Origin of the sequence: Nocardia amamiensis NBRC 102102 (genome assembly GCF_001612745.1) — a bacterium.
GTDB lineage: Bacteria > Actinomycetota > Actinomycetes > Mycobacteriales > Mycobacteriaceae > Nocardia > Nocardia amamiensis.
On the sequence record NZ_BDBA01000059.1, the window covers coordinates 49922 to 66642 of the forward strand.

Sequence of the window (16721 nt, forward strand, 5' to 3'; positions counted from 1 at the left end):
TGGGGCAATGACCCGTGGGAATGCGCGTGCGCGCGTTTCGGTCCGATCTCAATACCGATAGCAGAATATTTGCTGAAATAGGGTCGGCTCGTGCTGCCCATCCCAGCGCCGATGCTGGCCGTACCGGGCGATCCCCCGGAGGGCAGCATGTGGGCGCGCGAATTCAAATGGGACGGCGTCCGGGCCGGGCTCCGCGTAGAAGACGGTAGCTGCACGATAATCAGCCGCAATGGCCGAGCCCTCACCGCATCGTTTCCCGACATCTGCCACGCCCTGCTCGAGCTGACAGGCCGCCGCTGCATCCTCGACGGCGAAATCGTCGCGCCGCACCCCGCCACCGGCGTGCCGAACTTCGGCCGACTCCAACACCGGCTCGGAGCACGACCGACACCGCAACGCCTCGCCGCAACCCCGACCCAGATATTCCTGTTCGATCTGACCTGGCTCGATGACCGCAGCACCATGATGGCGAGCTACCTGGAACGACGCGAACTGCTCGACTCGCTCGGTCTCGAAAGCCCCACCGTCCGCACCCCGCCATACTTCCTCGCCGACCCCGCCGGGATGCTCGAAGTGGCCGCATCTGCCCAGGTCGAAGGCATCGTCTCGAAAAGAACCGACTCCCGCTACCGCCCCGGGCGGCACCCAACATGGGTCAAACACCCCATCCGGCGAACGACCGAAGGACTCATCCTGGCCGCCCTCCCCGGACGTGCTCACCGAGACACCTTCGGCGCCCTGGCCCTCGGCGCCTACGACCAGCACGGACAGCTGGTCTACATCGGCTCGGTCGGCACCGGCTTCTCGAGTCAGGCCCGACGAGCAATCCGGGCCGCCCTCGACGACATCGCCCGCGACACAAGCCCGCTCCCCCGTCTCGCTCCGAAAGACATTGAGGCCCAAGCCTACTGGGTAGAACCCGTGATCGTCGCCGACATCCGATACCGGGAATTCGCCGGTGTCCTGCGGCACGCCTCGTTCCGAGGAATCAGACCGGATCGCGACCCCACCGACGTCACGATACCCATCTGACCGGGGATCTGCGACGCTGGTCACCGCCGCGGCCGCGTTGGGCCGGAGGCCGGAACCACAGCGATAGAGGCAGGCGGGGACATGGACGAGAACGGCACGAGGCGGGCAATTGTGTACTCGGACAACCAGGTCCGCGTCTGCGAAGACAAATGCACCACCTGCATCTTCCGCCCCGAAAACCTGATGATGCTGCGGCCCGGCCGCCGCGCGCAGATGGTGCGTGAAGCGATCCGCAACGAGGGACACATCACCTGCCATTCCACCCTCGACCAGGAGCGATCCGCAATATGCCGGGGTTTCGCCGATCTGCCGGCCGCCCAACAACGCAGTCTTGCCCTTCGCCTAGGCGCTGCACTCGGAATCCTGACCTACGTCTCAGCCGAGAACGGCCATCTACACTCAGCGCGATGATCGGATGGTCTACCCGGCCTGAGCCGTTGGGAGCGAACCGTGGTTGAGCGTTATCGCACCATTGTGGATGTGCACCTGGTGCTGGTCCGAGACGGGAAACTGCTGTGGTCCCGGCGGGCGAATACCGGCTACGCCGACGGCCAGCTGGCACTTGTCTCGGGGCATCTGGAAACCGGTGAAGACGTCGTCGACGCGGCGATACGCGAGGCCGCTGAGGAGATCGGGATCCGGCTCCGCCGCGAGGATCTGTCGTGCGTGCACGTCATGCACCACCGCAACGGCCAGGAGGAGCCGCGGGTCGGGTTCTTCTTCGAGGCAAGCCGCTGGGAAGGCGACCCGGTCAACCGCGAACCACACAAGTGCTCCGAACTCGTCTGGCGCGAGATATCCGACATTGCTGAGGACACCGTGCCCTACCCCGCCGACGCGATCCGCCGAATCATCAAGGGCGAAGGATTCAGCGTGCACGGATGGACTGCTACGCACCCGGATTGACCTCTAGATCCCCTGCACAACAATATGTTCCGCCCGGGCTGCCGGTGAGACGCAGACGAGCGAACACCTACGTGACAGCCTGGCCCCGAAGGGGAGGTCACCGTGCCCGACCGGCGCGACGACACCGACACCGAGTCCGGCGTACCGGTGCCTCGGGTGCTGATGTCGCTGCATGCGCAGTACTACGACATGATCATGGGCGGCGAGAAGGTCTATGAGTACCGCAAGCGCTACCCAACCACCGGCGCATCAGCCTGGTACGTGTACCTGACTGCGCCGACCAGCATCCTCACCGCGGTCATCGACCTCGCCGCACCGATCCCCGGCAGCCCGACCGAAATCGCCCAGATCGCTGAACGAGCCCGGCCCGGCAACGGCGCTTCCGTCTACGACTACCTGGCCCCCGCCGGCCGGGGCCTCGCCCTACCGATCCTCCGCGTGCGCGAATACCCCGGGCTCACCGCCGACGAACTCGCGGCCGCAGCTGGCACATGGCATCCGCCGCAAGGACATACGCTCATCGACCGCTACCCACGATTGGCGAAACTCTGCGATCAGCTGATCGCCGCGCCGATCGTGCGTGAACGCCAAGTCCAGCCCGCGCAGCCCTGAGCCGAGGAATCTCGTTCGGTCACGCCTCGGCCAGCGCTGTGCTTGGCCGACTCTTCGACTGAGCCGATCCGAGACCGCTCGATGACCATCCTGCGCGCGGCCAGTTCGGGCAGCAGATGCGCGATATCGGCGCGTAGGCGGCCGGGATCGGTGTAGTGGTAGGCGGATCCACCCCACTCCCGGAAGATTTGGCAGGTGTCGGCACAGTCGTCGATGAGGACCGCGTCGACCGGGGTCAGGCCGTAGCGCTCCAAGGTTGGGCCGAAGAAGCGGTCGGGTGACTCTTTCTTCAGCGACCCGACCGACGAGGAGACGATCAGCTCGTCGATCCGCAGTTCACATGTAAGCACGCGCGGCGCGGCGCGGACGAAGCATTCCATGTTGTCGCTGGCGACGGCGAGGAAGGCGCGGTCGCGCAAGGAACGAACGATGTCGGCCATCGCCGGGTTGATCTTCGCATTGCGGCAGTCCCGCAACAGCTCTCGCAACAGGTAGTCGTCGTTGTACCCACGCGGCAAGCTGAGGTCCAGGGTTTGAATGACCTGTTCGTTGGTGACTTGGCCGCGCATCCAGGCGCCGACGAATTCCCTGCGCCCGCGGAACAGATCCTCAAGCGCGGCATTCAGACGCCCCGCGAGGGGATGACGTTGATTGCGAAGGATTGAGTCCCAGAACCGAGCGGTGGACAGGGTGTTGTACCAATCGAAAAACACGAAGGTCGGGAAGATCGCAAGCACACACTGACCTGTGGCGCGGTTTGTCATTCGGAACTCCCAATTGCAGCTGGCCGGCCAAGTCCCAAGGGGCAGCGCAATCGGTCAGGCGATGCGCCGACCCTGCTCACACAACACGGTCACGTCCTCGCGGGTTGCTTCCAGCGCCGCAGACAGACGATCGGCGAGCAACGGCTTCACCAGCTTCGCGACCTCCGCCAGTGAATAGAAACCCGCCGAGATAATCTCGATCGGGTTGAGGACCATCCTGCTCACGTCTGTTTCGGTCAGCACACCACCGTCGAACACGAACACGACCCCTTCCGGGCGGCCGTCCTGCGGGCGTACGTAGTCTACGACCAGTAGCCGACCCAATCGTCCAGCCCAGCCGATCTCCTCGCGTAGTTCTCTCTCCGCAGTCCTCCACGGCGATTCATCGGCTTCGACCGCTCCGCCGGGAATCTCCCAGTTCTTCTTGTAACTGGGTTCGACCAGCAACACCTGGCCTAGTGCATCCCGGAACAAGACCCCGGCAGCCATACGTTTGCGGTTCAGCGTCGCAACATACTGCTCCACCGGCAGCACCTCGGTGCTGGTCGCCCCAGGTGCACTCGACGCAGTCACCTGCGACAGCATAGCCAAATCTCGCGCGCGATCCGTGTCATCGACAACCGCTACCCCTAAGATATGAACCGCCAAGGCGCTGGCACGAATCTGAGCCGCCCCGCCCACGCCGGGAGCAGCACTGATGACCGAAGGGTCTAGGACCGTCGCGCCAAATTCTGCCTGTCGACATGCGCACCAGGTGGGGATGCGTGGGGTTCGCCGCCGGAATGACGAGTCGACCATGCCTAGGCACAACGCCCAAGCTAAACGAGCCCGCCGGGCCCGCGCCACCGAAGCCGGGATCTCCTACACCGCAGCATTTTTCGCAGATCCTCACCGATCTCCGCCGCGCTTTGCCGACGACGACTTCCGCACCGCCAGCCGAACCGAGGAGGCACCGGCCGGAACCCGGCATGTGCAAGTCGCCCGCGGACAGGGTTACGTTCAGCTGCGCGCGGCCGGTGACCCGGCAGTGATCACCTTCACCACCGAGCAGTTCGACCGTTACCAACTCGGAGCACGCCGCGGCCACCCGACCGGTACCCCACTGTTCGTGGTCACCCGCGAAGACGACTGGCGTTTCCTCAACGCCGAAGATCCCGACGGGACGATCCGGACAGACTCCCACGGGCACGTTTGCTTTCTCGACGGCGTCTTTCGAGGCGAATTCGGCGGCCCGGAAACCGGTCGCACCAAGGGGCTTTCGACCGGCGGTGCGATGATGACCCGGACCTACCCTATCGTCGACGACGCCGAAATCGGACGCGATGACGACGCCCTGACCTGCGCCCGCAAGATATGGAGGGCGCTGGCGCCGCTGATCGCCGCCACACCGACGATGCGCCAGTTCGATTCCCGCGGCCGCCTCACCCGACGCGCCCGGCTGGCCACCGACCTACCCAATGAACCGACAGCTGTCCCGGTATACCGCGATCGCACGACCCGGTTGCTGGCGCTCGACTTCGACGGTCCCGACCAGGACCTGCGAATCGACGCCGACATCCGGCAGATGGTGGGGTGGATCTACAGCTGTGGCGGCGAGGTGATCACCGACCGGACCACCACCGGGCGCGGCCGGCACGTGCTCGTCCCGCTGGCGACCGACGTCACCTGTGCCGACCTTGCACCGACGCTGCGGTCTCTGGCACGGCTGCTGCCGACCCTCGACATCACGGTGATGCTCAACGACACCCACGGCGCCATCATCCCGCCGGGCTCCCCCACCGCGGCAAAAGGTTTTCGAGCCCTGGATCGTCCGATCGGGGCTGCGGTCGAAGCCCTGACGAAGCGGTGTGCCCCCGAATTCCTCGACCGCTTGACGCTGCTCACCAGCGTGTTCGCCGACTGATAAAGCGTCCCCGATCGTTCGCCGCCCAGCAGAGCCTTGCAAATTTGGGAGCCATCCTGTGTGCCGACCTGATTGGGTTCGTGAAGGGACTCGGACGACTGGCTGTGGCCCTGGATGCGAGGGCCTGGCCAGTCTGTCGGATTCGTCTATCCGGCGCGGTGGAAATTCCATGCGTCGCTTACGATGTCGGCGAGTTCGGGCCGCTGCGGCTTCCAGCCGAGTACTCGGTGTGCCTTCTCGCTGGAAGCGATGCAGATCGCTGGGTCACCGGGTCGCCGGTCGCCGAACTGGACCGGGAAGTCTCGACCGGTCACCTCCCGCACGGCGTCGAGCACCTGGCGGTTGGTGTGCCCCTGCCCGTTGCCCAGGTTGATGATCTCGTGACAGCCCGGCTCGATGGCGTCGAGCGCGAGCAGATGCGCGCTGGCAAGGTCACTGACGTGGATGTAGTCCCGGATACACGTTCCATCGACGGTCGGGTAGTCGGTGCCGTACAGCGTGAACGAATCCCGTTGTCCGAGTGCGGCTTGCAGCAGGATCGGGATGAGGTGGGTTTCGGGGTCGTGCCGTTCGCCGAGCCAGCGCCCGCCAGCCGCCCGGACTGCGCCGCTGGCGTTGAAGTAGCGCAGGCTCGCGGCGGCGAGCGGGCCTGCGCCGCATTCGCCGCTGATCATCAGGTCAATGGCGAGCTTGGTGGCCGCGTACGGGTTCTTGGGGCTGACCGTCGCGTCCTCATCGAACGCGGTGGTGCCGTCTCCGGTGTACATCGAACCGGTACTCGAGAAGATCAGCCGCGGAACCTGGGCGGCGCGGACCGCGCGCAGCAACGCCAAGGACCCTTCGATGTTCTGGTGCCAGTATTTCTCGGGGTCGCGCACCGATTCGGCGACTTCGATCTTTGCCGCGAAGTGGAGAACACCGTCGAATCCGGAACCGGCGGTGAGGATTTCGGCGCTGTCGTGGACCGATGCGCGGTGCAGGACAACGCCGTCGGGGACGTTCTCGGCGAATCCGGTTGACAGGTCATCGAGTACTTCGACCTGGTGGCCGGCCTCAACGAGCTGGTGGGTCACGACGGACCCGATATATCCGGCACCGCCGGTGACGAGCAGCTTCACGGGTTGTCCTCCACAGGGGGTCGTCAGATGGTGGCCGTGGCCAGAATGTAGCCCTTGGGGTCGCGGAACTGCTGTCCGGGCCGAGTGGCGAACCAGTCGGTGATGTCGGCTGCGACGACGGCGGCGATCTCGTCGCGGGCGGGGTGGTCTTCGGTGATGCCGCAGAACGCGAACAGCGAGGTGGCGAACCTGATCAGTGGCGTGGGCTCGGTAAACACCAATGCGTTGTCGAAGCGGGCGATATCGACCGCACCGAACACCCTGGTCATGATGTCGGGCAGGGTGGTCGAGTTGACCGTGTTCACCAACTCCGGTGCCGGTTCTATCCCGTGCTGGCGGGCCCGGTGCTCGATGATCTCACGAGTGTGGGCGGCGGTGCCGGGATGGTTCACCGTGACCGCGACGCGACCGCCGGGACGGGTGATCCGCGCGAACTCGGTCAGGGCCGCGTGCGGGTCGGGTAGGTGGTAGAGCATGTGGCGGGCGGTGACGATATCGAACGTGTCGGCCAGGAACGGCAGCGCGGCCGCGTCGCACCGGTAGGCGTCCACTCCGGTGATGGCGGCGGCCGCCGCGACCATGGCCGGGGAGTTGTCGGCCCCGACGATCCGCCCGGCGTGCCCGGAGGTGGCGAGATGGGCGAGGAACCTGCCGTCGCCGCAACCGATATCGGCAATGTCCTCGGCGCCGGTGAGCGCGAGGGCTCCCAGGACCGTGACGACCGGGTTATCGGGGTAGAGGCTGTGATCGCGGTGGGTGGCAAGGCGAATCTGCAACGGGGTGAGCGTGGAATATTCGCTGGTCACTGTCGGTGCGGCGGTCATGATCGGATGTCCTCCTGGGGAACGGGCTCGTGGTGGTGCAGATTCCCGGCGGTCATGACCAGTATCGGCCTGGTCAGCGCGGTGAGGTCGCGGGTCGGATCTCCGGACACGGCGATCAGGTCGGCGGCCCGCCCGCGCGCGAGCGTGCCGATCTCCTCGGCCAGGCCGAGCGCGTCAGCGGCGGCGCGGCCGCACAGCTCGACGACCTCGCCAGCGCTGAGTCCGAGGTCGGTGTAGGCGGGCAAGGACTGCGGGAAACGGTCATGGCGGCTGTGCGGGATGCCGGAATCGGTGCCGGGAATCAGGGTGACACCGGCGGCGAGCATGACCGACAGGTGTTCGCGGCGTACAGCCCACGGCAGGCGGCCGACGGCGTTGCGGGCGTGTTCGTTGATGGTGGGGCACACCGTGATCCCGGCAGCGGCGATCTCCACAACCAAGCCGCGATCGAAGTCGAACCCGTCCTCACTCATCCAGGTGCAATGCTCGATCGAGTCGACTCCCGCCCGCACAGCTTGCCGGATGCCGGCGGTGCCGTGCGCGTGCGCGGCGACGCGCAGACCGTGTTCACGGGCCGCAGTGACGATCGCGGCGAGCTGGCTGCCGGTGAACTGCGTTGTGTAGGGCGATGTGTGCCCGCTGGTGGTGAATCCGCCGGTGACCATTGCTTTGATCCATCGGGCACCGGCGGCCGCCGCAGTGGTAATGCGGCCGCCGATGTCGGCGGTGGTGGTGACGGCTCCTCCGAGGTGGTGGCAATGCCCGTCGGGCACGGTCAGCGGGACACCGGCCGCGGTGACCCGCAGCCCCGGCGGGGCGGGAACGTGCGGGCCTGGTCCGCCGAGGTCGCGGACGGTGGTGACCCCTGATCGCAGGATCAACGCGGCGATGTCGCGTTCGCGGGCGAGATCGGGGGACTCGGCCAGGGACAGATGGACGTGGCTGTCGATCATTCCCGGCAGCAACGTGCCGTCGGGAACGTCGATTCGGTCGGCGGCATTCCATCGGGCCGGGAGGTCACCGACGGTGCCGATCCACACGATTCGGTCGCCATCGACGGCGACGGCACCGGACCGGATCGGCGCGCCCGCTCCGGTGAGAACCCGGTCGGCGGTGAGGACGATCACGGGCGGCCTGCCGTCTCGGTCGGGCGGTAGCGGTCGGCGTCGGCGAACACTTCCAGCACCAACGTGTTCGCGGCGACGGTGGCCGCGTGCGGCTGCTGGTCGGTGAGGGTGAACATCTCACCGGCCGCCAGGGTGCGGGTCGTGTCGGTGTCGGTCCGCAGTTCGATATGCCCCGCGACGACGATCCCGATTTGCGGGCCGTGTTGGTGGGTGGGAACGACCGTTTCGGCGCGGAATTGCCAGAACACGAGCTGTCCGTGGGCACCGGCCAGTAGATATCCCTGGGCGGGAAAGGCCGGCGTGATCTGGGGAAGCTGGGTGATCCAGTCGGGCCATTCGTTCATTGGGACGCTCCGTTGTTCGGTGTGGGTCCGGTGTAGTCGGCGATAGGGTTCGCGCCGAAGTTGTGCGGTCCGAGCCAGCCGTAGTAGTCACGGCGCAGCTCACGCAGTAGCTCGGCGATCACCTGGGCGGGCCGGGCACCGGGGCCGCTGGCGTCGGCCGGGGAGATGCGGGTGAGCCGGTACAACGCATCGGCGGCCGTGGGCACGGTGTCGGGGTTAATCCGGCTCGCGATGACGTGCAGGGCGGTCGCGGCGTGGCGGCGTAGCCCGACCGGGCCGTAGCGGTGCACCGTGGCGGCCATGATGGCGTGCTGGAATCCGTCCAGCAGATGCGAGCCACCCGGCAGAGCATGTAGGGCGGCGATCAGTTCCCATTGCCCGCCGGTCGTCCCGAACAGCCGGGTGGCGGCCGCGATGGTGAGCTGATAGACCTGCGCCGCTGCCAGCGGGGACGGGGCGTTGTGTTCGCGGGCCTGGACCAGTGCCGAGATGACGACCGGGTTCAGCAGAGCGTTCGCGGCGGGGTCGTCGGGCAGGTCGCTGTATCGGCGGGGGCTGGTGCCGGTGGTGTTGGCGCGCAACGCTTCCAACGCGGTTTTGAGTCGCCACGGTGATGCCTCCGGTGGGCTGTCGGGGCAGTAGACCGTGGCCAGCTGATGCACCAATCCTTCCAGCCCTTCCCGCGCCCCGACCGCGACCGAGGGCCCGGCCGCGGCCGGGCCGGCAAGTGGCGTCGCGCTGGCGCAGCTCAGATCGCATCCGAATCGTCCGGCGACTCGTGGTAGATGGTCGCGTTCCACCGTGAACGCTGTAGTGTCGATTTCGGGGTGTGATTCCCGCAGCGCAGCAACGAGTTTCGCGACGCGATCGGCGGCGGCGGCCGCATCGTCGGGGATGACGACCAGATCCACGTCCGAGCCCAGCACCCAGCGGTCCCCGGCGCGGCGGACACTCGGTTCTCCGCGCGCCAGCGATCCGGACACCGCCACCGTCGTGTCCTCGCCCAGCAGCATCGCGGCATAGTCGGCGACGGTCGCGGTGTAGTCGGCGAGCTGGGCGGCGACCTGTCGGCGGGGTGCGTCGGAAACCGTCGAGCTGTGGGTGAACCATTCCCGCGTGGCGTGTTTCGGCGCGGTCATGGGGTGCTCACCTCGATCACTGCCGACATTTCCGCCTGGGCGTGCCCGGCCGCGACGGTACGGGCGAATCGGTCGGCGGCGGCCGCCGTGGCGGCGGGAACCCGGTCGGCGAGCGCCGCCAGCAGGTACCGCAGGTCTTTCGCGATCACCGCGCATGAGCAGTCGGTCAACGTGTGGTCTCGGGCGCGCATCGCGGCCCCGTACCGGGATACCGCTGGCGCGGCCCACCCGCGCCGCGACCACACTTCGGTCAGCTGCTCAACGTCCAGGCCCGCGCCGTCGGCGGCGGCGAGGGCTTCGGCCAGGCCGGTCAGGATCACCGCTGCCATGCCGTTGTTGAGGAGTTTGGTCAGGGCGGCGGCGGCCGGGCCGCCGCCTATCCGGACGATCTCGCCACACACCGCCTGAAGAACCGGGGCGGCGGCGGTCATCGCGGTGTCGGTTCCGGCGGCGAAGGTCACCAGGCTGCCGTCAGCGGCGGCCGCCCGGCTGCCGGTCACCGGCGCAACCACCGGCAACGCGCCTGCCGCCGACGCCGCGTCGGACCATTCGCGGGCGTAGTCCGGGGACAGCGTGGACGATTCGATCACCACCGCGCCGTCCGCGCCCGCCATCGCTCCGGCCGGGCCGAACCAGACGGCGCGGCTGGCGTCGTCGTCGTGGACCAGGCTCCACACGGTTGCCGCGCCGATCGCGGCACCCGCGGCCGTGGCGCACACGACGGCGGGCCCGTGGATTCGGCTCGGGGTGCGGTTGTAGCGGCGTAGCCGGAACTCGTTGCCGCGCAGGGTATCGGCGATGGTGCTGGCCATGATCCCGGCACCGAGCACGGCCACCACCTGATCGTCACGGCGCATCGCTGATCCCCTGCCCGTACAGCAGCCACACCATCGTCGGTGCCCACTGCGCCGCAACCCGTAGGTGCGGGTAGCGGGCGACCACATCAACCGATGCGATCGCCGCATCGACCTGCCCGGAGGCGGCGGCCGCCGCCGCAAGGGGTTTGGCATCGACGGTGACCAGCCGCGCGGCGGGCGCGTGCTGGGTCGCGAACACCCGCGTCGCCGGATGCGTCGCCACCGTTTCCGGTGGACGGGTCAGGTCGTCGCGCACGGCCAGGCACATGGGTTTGGTCGGGCTTTCCCAGCAGCGCAGCAACCGCAGAATCCCGTCATGGCGGAAGTGCTGATCAACCCACGAATCGACCGCGCGGCCTTCGGTGTCCAAGCGCAGATATCCAGCCGCGACCAAAGCCAACACCTGGGGATCGGAGGCAGCGGCGGTCATCGCGGCCGCGAACGAGTCGACCAACCAGGGTGAGGCGCAATGCCGGGCCGCTTCGGCGTCGGCATCGGTGCCGGCGGGCCCGAGGGTCACGATCGGCTGGCGCACCTGGAAGTCGGCCGGGCCGTGCTCGAGCACGGTGATCGCTTCCTGCGGGCAGCAGGCCGCGGCTGACCGTGCGGCCGCGATCGGCAGCGTGGTGCCCGGCGTCGGCTCGGCCACAGTGCCGGTGAGGGTGAGGTGCCCGGCGGCGATGGGCAGACATACCCCGGTCCCTGCGCAGCGGCGGGCGTCGATGATCAACGTGGCGTCCATGCCACCTCCAACCTCTCAAGGGCCCGGTTCACCCGGCCGTGTCGCCACACGACGCCGTTCTCGGCGTCGCCCAAGTGCAAGGACGGGAACCGAGACACCAACTGCGTCAATGCGATCCGAGCTTCCATGCGGGCCAGGCTCGCACCGATGCAAAAGTGGGTGCCGTGCCCGAATGCCAGGTGCCGGGCCCGGCCGTCCCGGTCAAGAACCAGTTCGTCTGGACGGTCGAACACCGCCGGATCTCGCCCGGCGGCGATGGTGGCCGGAACTACCGCGTCCCCGGCCCGCACCAACACCGGCCCCAGCTGCACATCGGCGGTCGCCACACGGGTGAATCCGCCGCTGATCCCGACCGGCACCATCCGCAACAGTTCTTCCACTGCGACCGGAATTGCGCCGGGGTTGTCGGCGAGCAGCTGGTATCGGGCCCGGTCGCGCAGCAGCGCAAGGACCGCGCTGGACAGGAAGATCGTCGGCGATCCGCGGCCGCCGATCAGGCACGCGATGACCAGGTTCACCACCTCGTCGTCGGCCTCGGCGGATTCACCAAGCATCGCGAACACCCCGGACGGGTTCGCGGCCGCCATTTCCCGCGTCAGCTCCTCGCACTCGGCGCGCGCCTCGGCAAGCGCCTCGGTGGTCGCGTCGCGGTCGGTCAGGGCGTCACCGAGGGTGAACACCTGCTCCCGGAACCGGTCGGGCACCCCGAACAACTCGCAGATCACCGCTGCGGCGAAGGGCTGGATGTAGGCCGAGATCAGCTCGACCGGCCCGCCGGCCGCCTCCATGCGCGTCGCCAGCTTCTCGGCTGCGGCCGCCACGGTCGGTTCGAGGGCGGCGACCTGGCGGGGCGCGAACATGGCGGCGATCCGCATCCGCAACCTGGTGTGCCGGGGCGGGTCGTTGGCCAGAATCGCCGCTGGCGGAAGGAGTTCCAGCGTCAGCCGCGCCACATGATCGCGGTTGGCGTGCTCGCGGGAGAACCGGGGATCGGCGAGAACCGTCCGCACCAGGTCGTGACCGGTGACCAGCCACGCCCGTAGGCCGGAGGTGAACACCACTGGCGAGATCGGACCGTGGGACCAGTATTCGGGTTCCAGCTCCGAAGTGTGCGGGTTGCCGTTCCCGAAGGGATAGAGGCGGCGCGGGCAGTGCGCCACCGGGTCGTCCAGAGTCATCGGCATTCCTTCGTGCACCGTGGAAATCAAGGCGCGGCAACGTAGTTCGCGCCAATTGCAAGCCTTGACAAATGTGCGCGATCCCATGTCGGACCGCTATCACAAAGGTAAGGTGACCAGGCGAAAGGTTGAACTGACCCGCAGTACGAGTAACACCGAGCATTGACCCGGCCCGCTGAGGAAGCTATGCGCACAACGCACGAAACCCTGACTCACGGTCAGGGTTTCGGCGCGATCTCCGGATATCTGCTCAAGCTGCTGCGTGAAGCCGCCGATCTCACCCAATCCCGGCTCGCTGAACTCCTCCGCGTCGACACCACCACCGTGTCCGGATGGGAATCCGGGCGCCGGTCCCTGGCCTCGGTGCGGGCCGGAGACCTCGCACGGCTGCGGGCCTTGCTCACCCGCCACGGTGCCCCGCCAGACGCGGTGGCGTTACTGACGGCCGCGATGGACGCTGATCTGGTTGTCGGCGACATTCTCGCCGCCACCGACAGCCACGATCTCGCCGCGCATCCGCTCGCGTTGGGAGTACATCAGCGGAGCCTTGCCAGCCTGATCACGTGGCCGATCAACGGTATTGCGCCGCCATCGCTCGCCGGGCTGGCCGCGCGGCGCGGGCGCGGGCCCCGCCCGAACGCTCCACAAATGAGTGCCGAACTGCGGCGCGAATTCTTCGATCGGCTCCGCGCCACCGCCGACCGCGCCCACCGCCCCGCCGATATCCTGCTGCGCCGTCAGGCCACCTACCTGCTCGGATTCGACCAACACCCGGACTCCGAAACCTGGATCACCGGCCAAGCTCTGCGCCGCCTGCACACCTCACCGCACGACGCCGCGCCGGCCCGGCTCGCTGTGCGGTCCGCGGCGATCACCCTGGCCAGCCACGGCGACCCGGATCTGTTACGCCACTACGTTTCCCAGCTCGCCGACGATCACTCCCAGCAGCTCACGAACTTGCTGTACTGGGCATACTGGGTCGGTGAGATCGGGAACGTGACCTACCCCGACGACACCACGATGGTCGGCATCGACCCACACAGCTGGACCGGCCGAACCCTGCTGCTACACCTGACCCGGCGGATAGAGCCGGGAACAGATCACATCGACCTCTACATCCGAACCCTCGCCGACCTGATCTCGAGCCACCCGCACCTGCTCGACGAACCGGTGCTGCGCACCCGCACCATGGCCGCAGTCGACCTCATCGACGGTGATCCCGCATTGACCATCCCCGCCCGCCGGACCCTCGATAACGTGGGCTACGCAGTACGCCTCCGACGATGACGCGACGAAGGAATCCAATATGGACGCCAATCAGCAACTCGACAACGACACTGCCCGCGAGATCGCGGCGTTCGCCTTCGAGTTGGGCGTACTCAAACGCGAAACCCGCAAGGGATGGCTGGATGCGTGCGTGCCAAACCCCGAATCTGTCGCCGAACATACCTGCCGGACAGCACAACTCGCGGCGCTGATCGCCGCATACGAAGGGGGCGACCCTGCCCGCGCCGCGCACCTGGCACTGTGGCACGACAGCCAGGAAACACGGCTGCGCGACCTCAACCAGGTCGCGAAGCCTTTCCTCGGCGATCCCGACCACGAAGCCGTCACCGTCACCCAAACCTCGGGCCTGCCCGACCTGTTGCAGGTACTCGTTCGAGACACCGTCGCAGAATTCGAAGCACAGGCCACCGTGGAAGCTGTCTGCGCCCGCGACGCCGACCGCCTCGAGTGCCTGATTCAGGCCCTTGAATACCAAGCCGCCGGCAATACCCTCATGAGCGAATGGATCACCGGGTCCAAGGACCGTCTGAAAACCACCACCGCCAACGTCATCGCCGAAGCAGCGATGGCGACCCCAGTTCTGAAGTGGCGCGCCACGTTGGGCTAACCGGCTCTGTCACCGATGCGTGCGTGCTCGCACAAAGCGATGCCGCTCGCCCGCGCCGCTTGATCCCGCTCCCATCCGCTGATGGCCGATATCTCGTTGACGGCGGGCCTAGATTCGGTACATGAGCTGGGATATCCGCCGCGTCCGGGCCGGTGACGGTGAGCAGTTGCGCGCGGTGCGGTTGGCCGCCCTGTGCGAGTGGCCGAGCGCCTTCGGCGAAACCGCCGACCAGGCCGCGGCGCTTCACCCGGCGGACTGGGAAGCGCGCATCGCGCGTAGCTGCGCGCCCGGCCGCCAGATCCTCGCCGTGGCCACCGACCGCGACCAGGGCGAGTTCGTGGGGATGCTGGGCGGCTTCATCGACTCCGAACGGGACCGGCCCGAGCTGCTGGTACCGGTGCCCGATGGGGCCCGGTGGGCGATGATCTGGGGTGCCTACGTCCGGCCCCGTGCGCGCGGCCGGGGCCTCGCCGATCAGCAACTTGCGATCGTTCATCGCTGGGCCGCCGATGAGGCGCGAGTCGAGTGGATCGGCCTCGATGTCGTGGAGACCAATACCCGCGCCGTGGCGTTCTACCAGCGCAACGGCTACGCCAGCACCGCGCTGCGGCGGCCCTACGCGAACGACCCCGCGCTCACCGAAATCGTGATGATGCGGCAGCTCCGGGGAGATTCGGAGTCGGCGCAATCGAGCGCACGTCCGGCCGATCGGTGACACCATCCGCGATTGAATGACCACGGACACACAACGGGTTCGAGGCCCTGGACGGCAAGCTGGCCCGGCTGAGGTCACGACATCGCGCTTCGCGGCCTTGCCACGCTCGGCGTTGTGGCGCCCAACTCTGCCACCACCAAACGAGTCCCCTCTGACACTAGAAGGACCACATGAGCGCCGCTGCAACCGAACTCATCGCACGCGCGGTCATCCGCGCCGGTGACCGGATCCTTGTGGCCCGACAACGAGGCAAGAAATTCACCTTCCTGCCCGGCGGCCACATCGAACCCGGCGAACCCGTCGAACACGCCCTGATCCGTGAGCTCGCCGAAGAACTCGGAACGACCGCCGATATCGGCGAACTTGTCGGCGTTGTCGAACACGGCTATACCGACGCCGACACCACTCACCACGAAGTGAACCTGGTCTTCACCGTGAATGTCGACGGCGAACCAATCAGCCAGGAAAAACACCTCGAATTCCTCTGGCTGCCCATCGATGAACTTCCCACAACCGACCTGCGCCCGGCCGCGCTACGCGACGCACTGACCGACGGCCACGCCACGCCATTCTGGCGGAGGTGGGATCACTGACCCAGCCTGCCTGTAGCGACCGGAGCCGCATAAACCATAGGCCGGGCTCGAATCGCTGCTGTCGGTAGACGACCGCCCGGCCTATTCAGGCCAGCCGCCCGCAGGCTCGAAAAACCGCTCGTCGCCCGCAGCGCCGGTCAAGCCCTCGACCGCGACCAGTTCCTTGGCCTCGACCGGGTTGCCGAACAGAAACCCGTGCCGCGCCAGAGGATTTCCAGCCATCTGCTCAACAACGCGCAAGGCGGCTTCACCTACACGGCGGTTGTACTCGGCGATCTGCTCGTGCTGTGCTTGATGACGATGAACCCGCTCCTCGTCGGTGATGCCTTGTTCAAGTGGGTCCGCGACGGTCACAACGTCGTCGAAGGTGAAATCGGTTTCGAACGGAATCGCCAGCAGATGGCGCTGATGCCCTCGGGGAGTTGAAGGGAACTCTGTACCGATGCTCATCACACGGACTCTACTGACCGCGCAGGCCGTCGACCTACGGCTGCTCTGCCGGATCGTCGGTCCCGGCGGCGCGGCCGCGCTTAGGTCGGCGCATGCTGACGAAGATCAGCAGACTGAGCAGGTCGATACCGCCGGTCTCGTCGTTGAAAATCTGATGTTCGGCGAAGTCGGGGAATCCGCCGGTGTCCTCGACTTCGCGGATGAGCGCGCCGACGGGATCGGGATGGTCGGCGATGGCCTGGGCCCACATCCCGTGCAGCTCGGCGAGCAGGCCGCCGAACGCCGGTTTCTCCTCCACGATATCGACGTGGCGGAACAGCGAATCCTCCAGGTGCGCAGTGAGTTCCGCGATCGGGATCTGCGAGTAGTCGTCGGCGCGCGAGCCCGTCACCCCGAGACTCCTTCCCCGTCTCGGAGCCGAGATCCCGCCCGCGCGGCGCCGAGCCGGTCCCGGTACTTATCGGCGATCTCCGGTGGCAGGTCGGCGGCGAGTTCGCGGGCGTAGGCGCGGGTGGCGGTGGCC

The 16721-nt window shown here is 67.4% G+C and carries 21 protein-coding genes; 9 read left to right on the plus strand and 12 right to left on the minus strand.

Features of this window, described 5'->3' with window-relative positions:
• Positions 1-90: 90 nt before the first annotated feature.
• From ligD to NA4_RS13925, 4 genes are all read left to right on the plus strand, one after another.
• On the plus strand, positions 91-1032 hold the full coding sequence (gene ligD / locus NA4_RS13910) for a non-homologous end-joining DNA ligase (RefSeq protein WP_084497072.1): 942 nt from the start codon (positions 91-93) through the stop codon (positions 1030-1032).
• An 81-nt stretch (positions 1033-1113) separates the two neighbouring features.
• The gene (locus NA4_RS13915; RefSeq protein ID WP_067469743.1) at positions 1114-1443 is read left to right on the plus strand and encodes a hypothetical protein; all 330 of its coding nucleotides are present in this window, start codon (positions 1114-1116) and stop codon (positions 1441-1443) included.
• A 39-nt stretch (positions 1444-1482) separates the two neighbouring features.
• Positions 1483-1938, plus strand: coding sequence for an NUDIX hydrolase (locus NA4_RS13920; protein ID WP_067469746.1), 456 nt, complete (start codon positions 1483-1485; stop codon positions 1936-1938).
• A gap of 102 nt (positions 1939-2040) precedes the next feature.
• The gene (locus NA4_RS13925) at positions 2041-2550 is read left to right on the plus strand and encodes a hypothetical protein (RefSeq protein ID WP_218022297.1); all 510 of its coding nucleotides are present in this window, start codon (positions 2041-2043) and stop codon (positions 2548-2550) included.
• Here the strand turns inward: NA4_RS13925 and NA4_RS13930 are convergent.
• Complete coding sequence (locus NA4_RS13930; RefSeq protein ID WP_157128995.1) at positions 2493-3314, minus strand: HAD family hydrolase; 822 nt, start codon at positions 3312-3314, stop codon at positions 2493-2495. The genes NA4_RS13925 and NA4_RS13930 overlap by 58 nt on opposite strands.
• A gap of 54 nt (positions 3315-3368) precedes the next feature.
• Positions 3369-3899 carry an NUDIX domain-containing protein gene (locus tag NA4_RS13935; protein WP_067469752.1) on the minus strand — a complete coding sequence of 177 codons (531 nt, stop codon included), beginning with the start codon at positions 3897-3899 and terminating at the stop codon, positions 3369-3371.
• Positions 3900-4110: 211 nt separating this feature from the next.
• On the opposite strand from NA4_RS13935, the gene NA4_RS13940 reads away from it, so the two are divergent.
• A complete protein-coding gene (locus tag NA4_RS13940; protein WP_157128996.1) occupies positions 4111-5217 on the plus strand; it encodes a hypothetical protein in 1107 nt (368 codons plus the stop codon).
• A gap of 146 nt (positions 5218-5363) precedes the next feature.
• Here NA4_RS13940 and galE read toward each other — a convergent pair whose 3' ends face one another.
• Genes galE through NA4_RS13980 form a run of 8 tightly spaced genes read right to left on the minus strand, consistent with a single transcriptional unit; the run spans position 5364 to position 12546 of the window.
• Entirely contained in the window at positions 5364-6335 is a 972-nt protein-coding gene (gene galE, locus NA4_RS13945; protein WP_067469758.1) for a UDP-glucose 4-epimerase GalE, read from the minus strand.
• Positions 6336-6358: 23 nt separating this feature from the next.
• On the minus strand, positions 6359-7159 hold the full coding sequence (locus NA4_RS13950) for a class I SAM-dependent methyltransferase (RefSeq protein ID WP_067469762.1): 801 nt from the start codon (positions 7157-7159) through the stop codon (positions 6359-6361).
• Positions 7156-8286 (minus strand): amidohydrolase family protein, encoded by a 1131-nt coding sequence (locus NA4_RS13955; protein ID WP_067469765.1) that lies wholly within the window; start codon positions 8284-8286, stop codon positions 7156-7158. Before NA4_RS13955 ends, NA4_RS13950 begins: the two co-directional genes overlap by 4 nt.
• Complete coding sequence (locus NA4_RS13960; protein ID WP_067469769.1) at positions 8283-8630, minus strand: cupin domain-containing protein; 348 nt, start codon at positions 8628-8630, stop codon at positions 8283-8285. Before NA4_RS13960 ends, NA4_RS13955 begins: the two co-directional genes overlap by 4 nt.
• Positions 8627-9769, minus strand: a complete 1143-nt coding sequence (locus NA4_RS13965) for a nucleotidyltransferase domain-containing protein (protein WP_067469772.1) — start codon at positions 9767-9769, stop codon at positions 8627-8629. Before NA4_RS13965 ends, NA4_RS13960 begins: the two co-directional genes overlap by 4 nt.
• Positions 9766-10626 carry an NAD(P)-binding domain-containing protein gene (locus NA4_RS13970; protein WP_067469776.1) on the minus strand — a complete coding sequence of 287 codons (861 nt, stop codon included), beginning with the start codon at positions 10624-10626 and terminating at the stop codon, positions 9766-9768. The genes NA4_RS13965 and NA4_RS13970 overlap by 4 nt, the downstream gene beginning before the upstream one ends.
• Entirely contained in the window at positions 10616-11368 is a 753-nt protein-coding gene (locus tag NA4_RS40345; RefSeq protein WP_157128998.1) for a ferredoxin, read from the minus strand. The genes NA4_RS13970 and NA4_RS40345 overlap by 11 nt, the downstream gene beginning before the upstream one ends.
• The gene (locus NA4_RS13980) at positions 11353-12546 is read right to left on the minus strand and encodes a cytochrome P450 (RefSeq protein WP_084497075.1); all 1194 of its coding nucleotides are present in this window, start codon (positions 12544-12546) and stop codon (positions 11353-11355) included. Before NA4_RS13980 ends, NA4_RS40345 begins: the two co-directional genes overlap by 16 nt.
• Before the next feature lie 186 nt (positions 12547-12732).
• Here NA4_RS13980 and NA4_RS13985 point away from each other — a divergent pair, with 186 nt between their 5' ends.
• From NA4_RS13985 to NA4_RS14000, 4 genes are all read left to right on the plus strand, one after another.
• Entirely contained in the window at positions 12733-13833 is a 1101-nt protein-coding gene (locus NA4_RS13985; protein ID WP_067469781.1) for a helix-turn-helix transcriptional regulator, read from the plus strand.
• A gap of 19 nt (positions 13834-13852) precedes the next feature.
• Positions 13853-14440 carry an HD domain-containing protein gene (locus tag NA4_RS13990; protein WP_067469784.1) on the plus strand — a complete coding sequence of 196 codons (588 nt, stop codon included), beginning with the start codon at positions 13853-13855 and terminating at the stop codon, positions 14438-14440.
• Positions 14441-14561: 121 nt separating this feature from the next.
• Positions 14562-15155 carry a GNAT family N-acetyltransferase gene (locus NA4_RS13995; RefSeq protein WP_067469788.1) on the plus strand — a complete coding sequence of 198 codons (594 nt, stop codon included), beginning with the start codon at positions 14562-14564 and terminating at the stop codon, positions 15153-15155.
• A gap of 170 nt (positions 15156-15325) precedes the next feature.
• Positions 15326-15748, plus strand: coding sequence for an NUDIX domain-containing protein (locus NA4_RS14000; protein ID WP_067469792.1), 423 nt, complete (start codon positions 15326-15328; stop codon positions 15746-15748).
• Between the two features lie 81 nt (positions 15749-15829).
• Here NA4_RS14000 and NA4_RS14005 read toward each other — a convergent pair whose 3' ends face one another.
• Together NA4_RS14005 and NA4_RS14010 are read right to left on the minus strand one after the other, a co-directional pair.
• Complete coding sequence (locus NA4_RS14005) at positions 15830-16198, minus strand: hypothetical protein (protein ID WP_067469795.1); 369 nt, start codon at positions 16196-16198, stop codon at positions 15830-15832.
• Positions 16199-16232: 34 nt separating this feature from the next.
• Positions 16233-16589, minus strand: coding sequence for a hypothetical protein (locus NA4_RS14010; RefSeq protein WP_067469798.1), 357 nt, complete (start codon positions 16587-16589; stop codon positions 16233-16235).
• Positions 16590-16721: the final 132 nt, after the last annotated feature.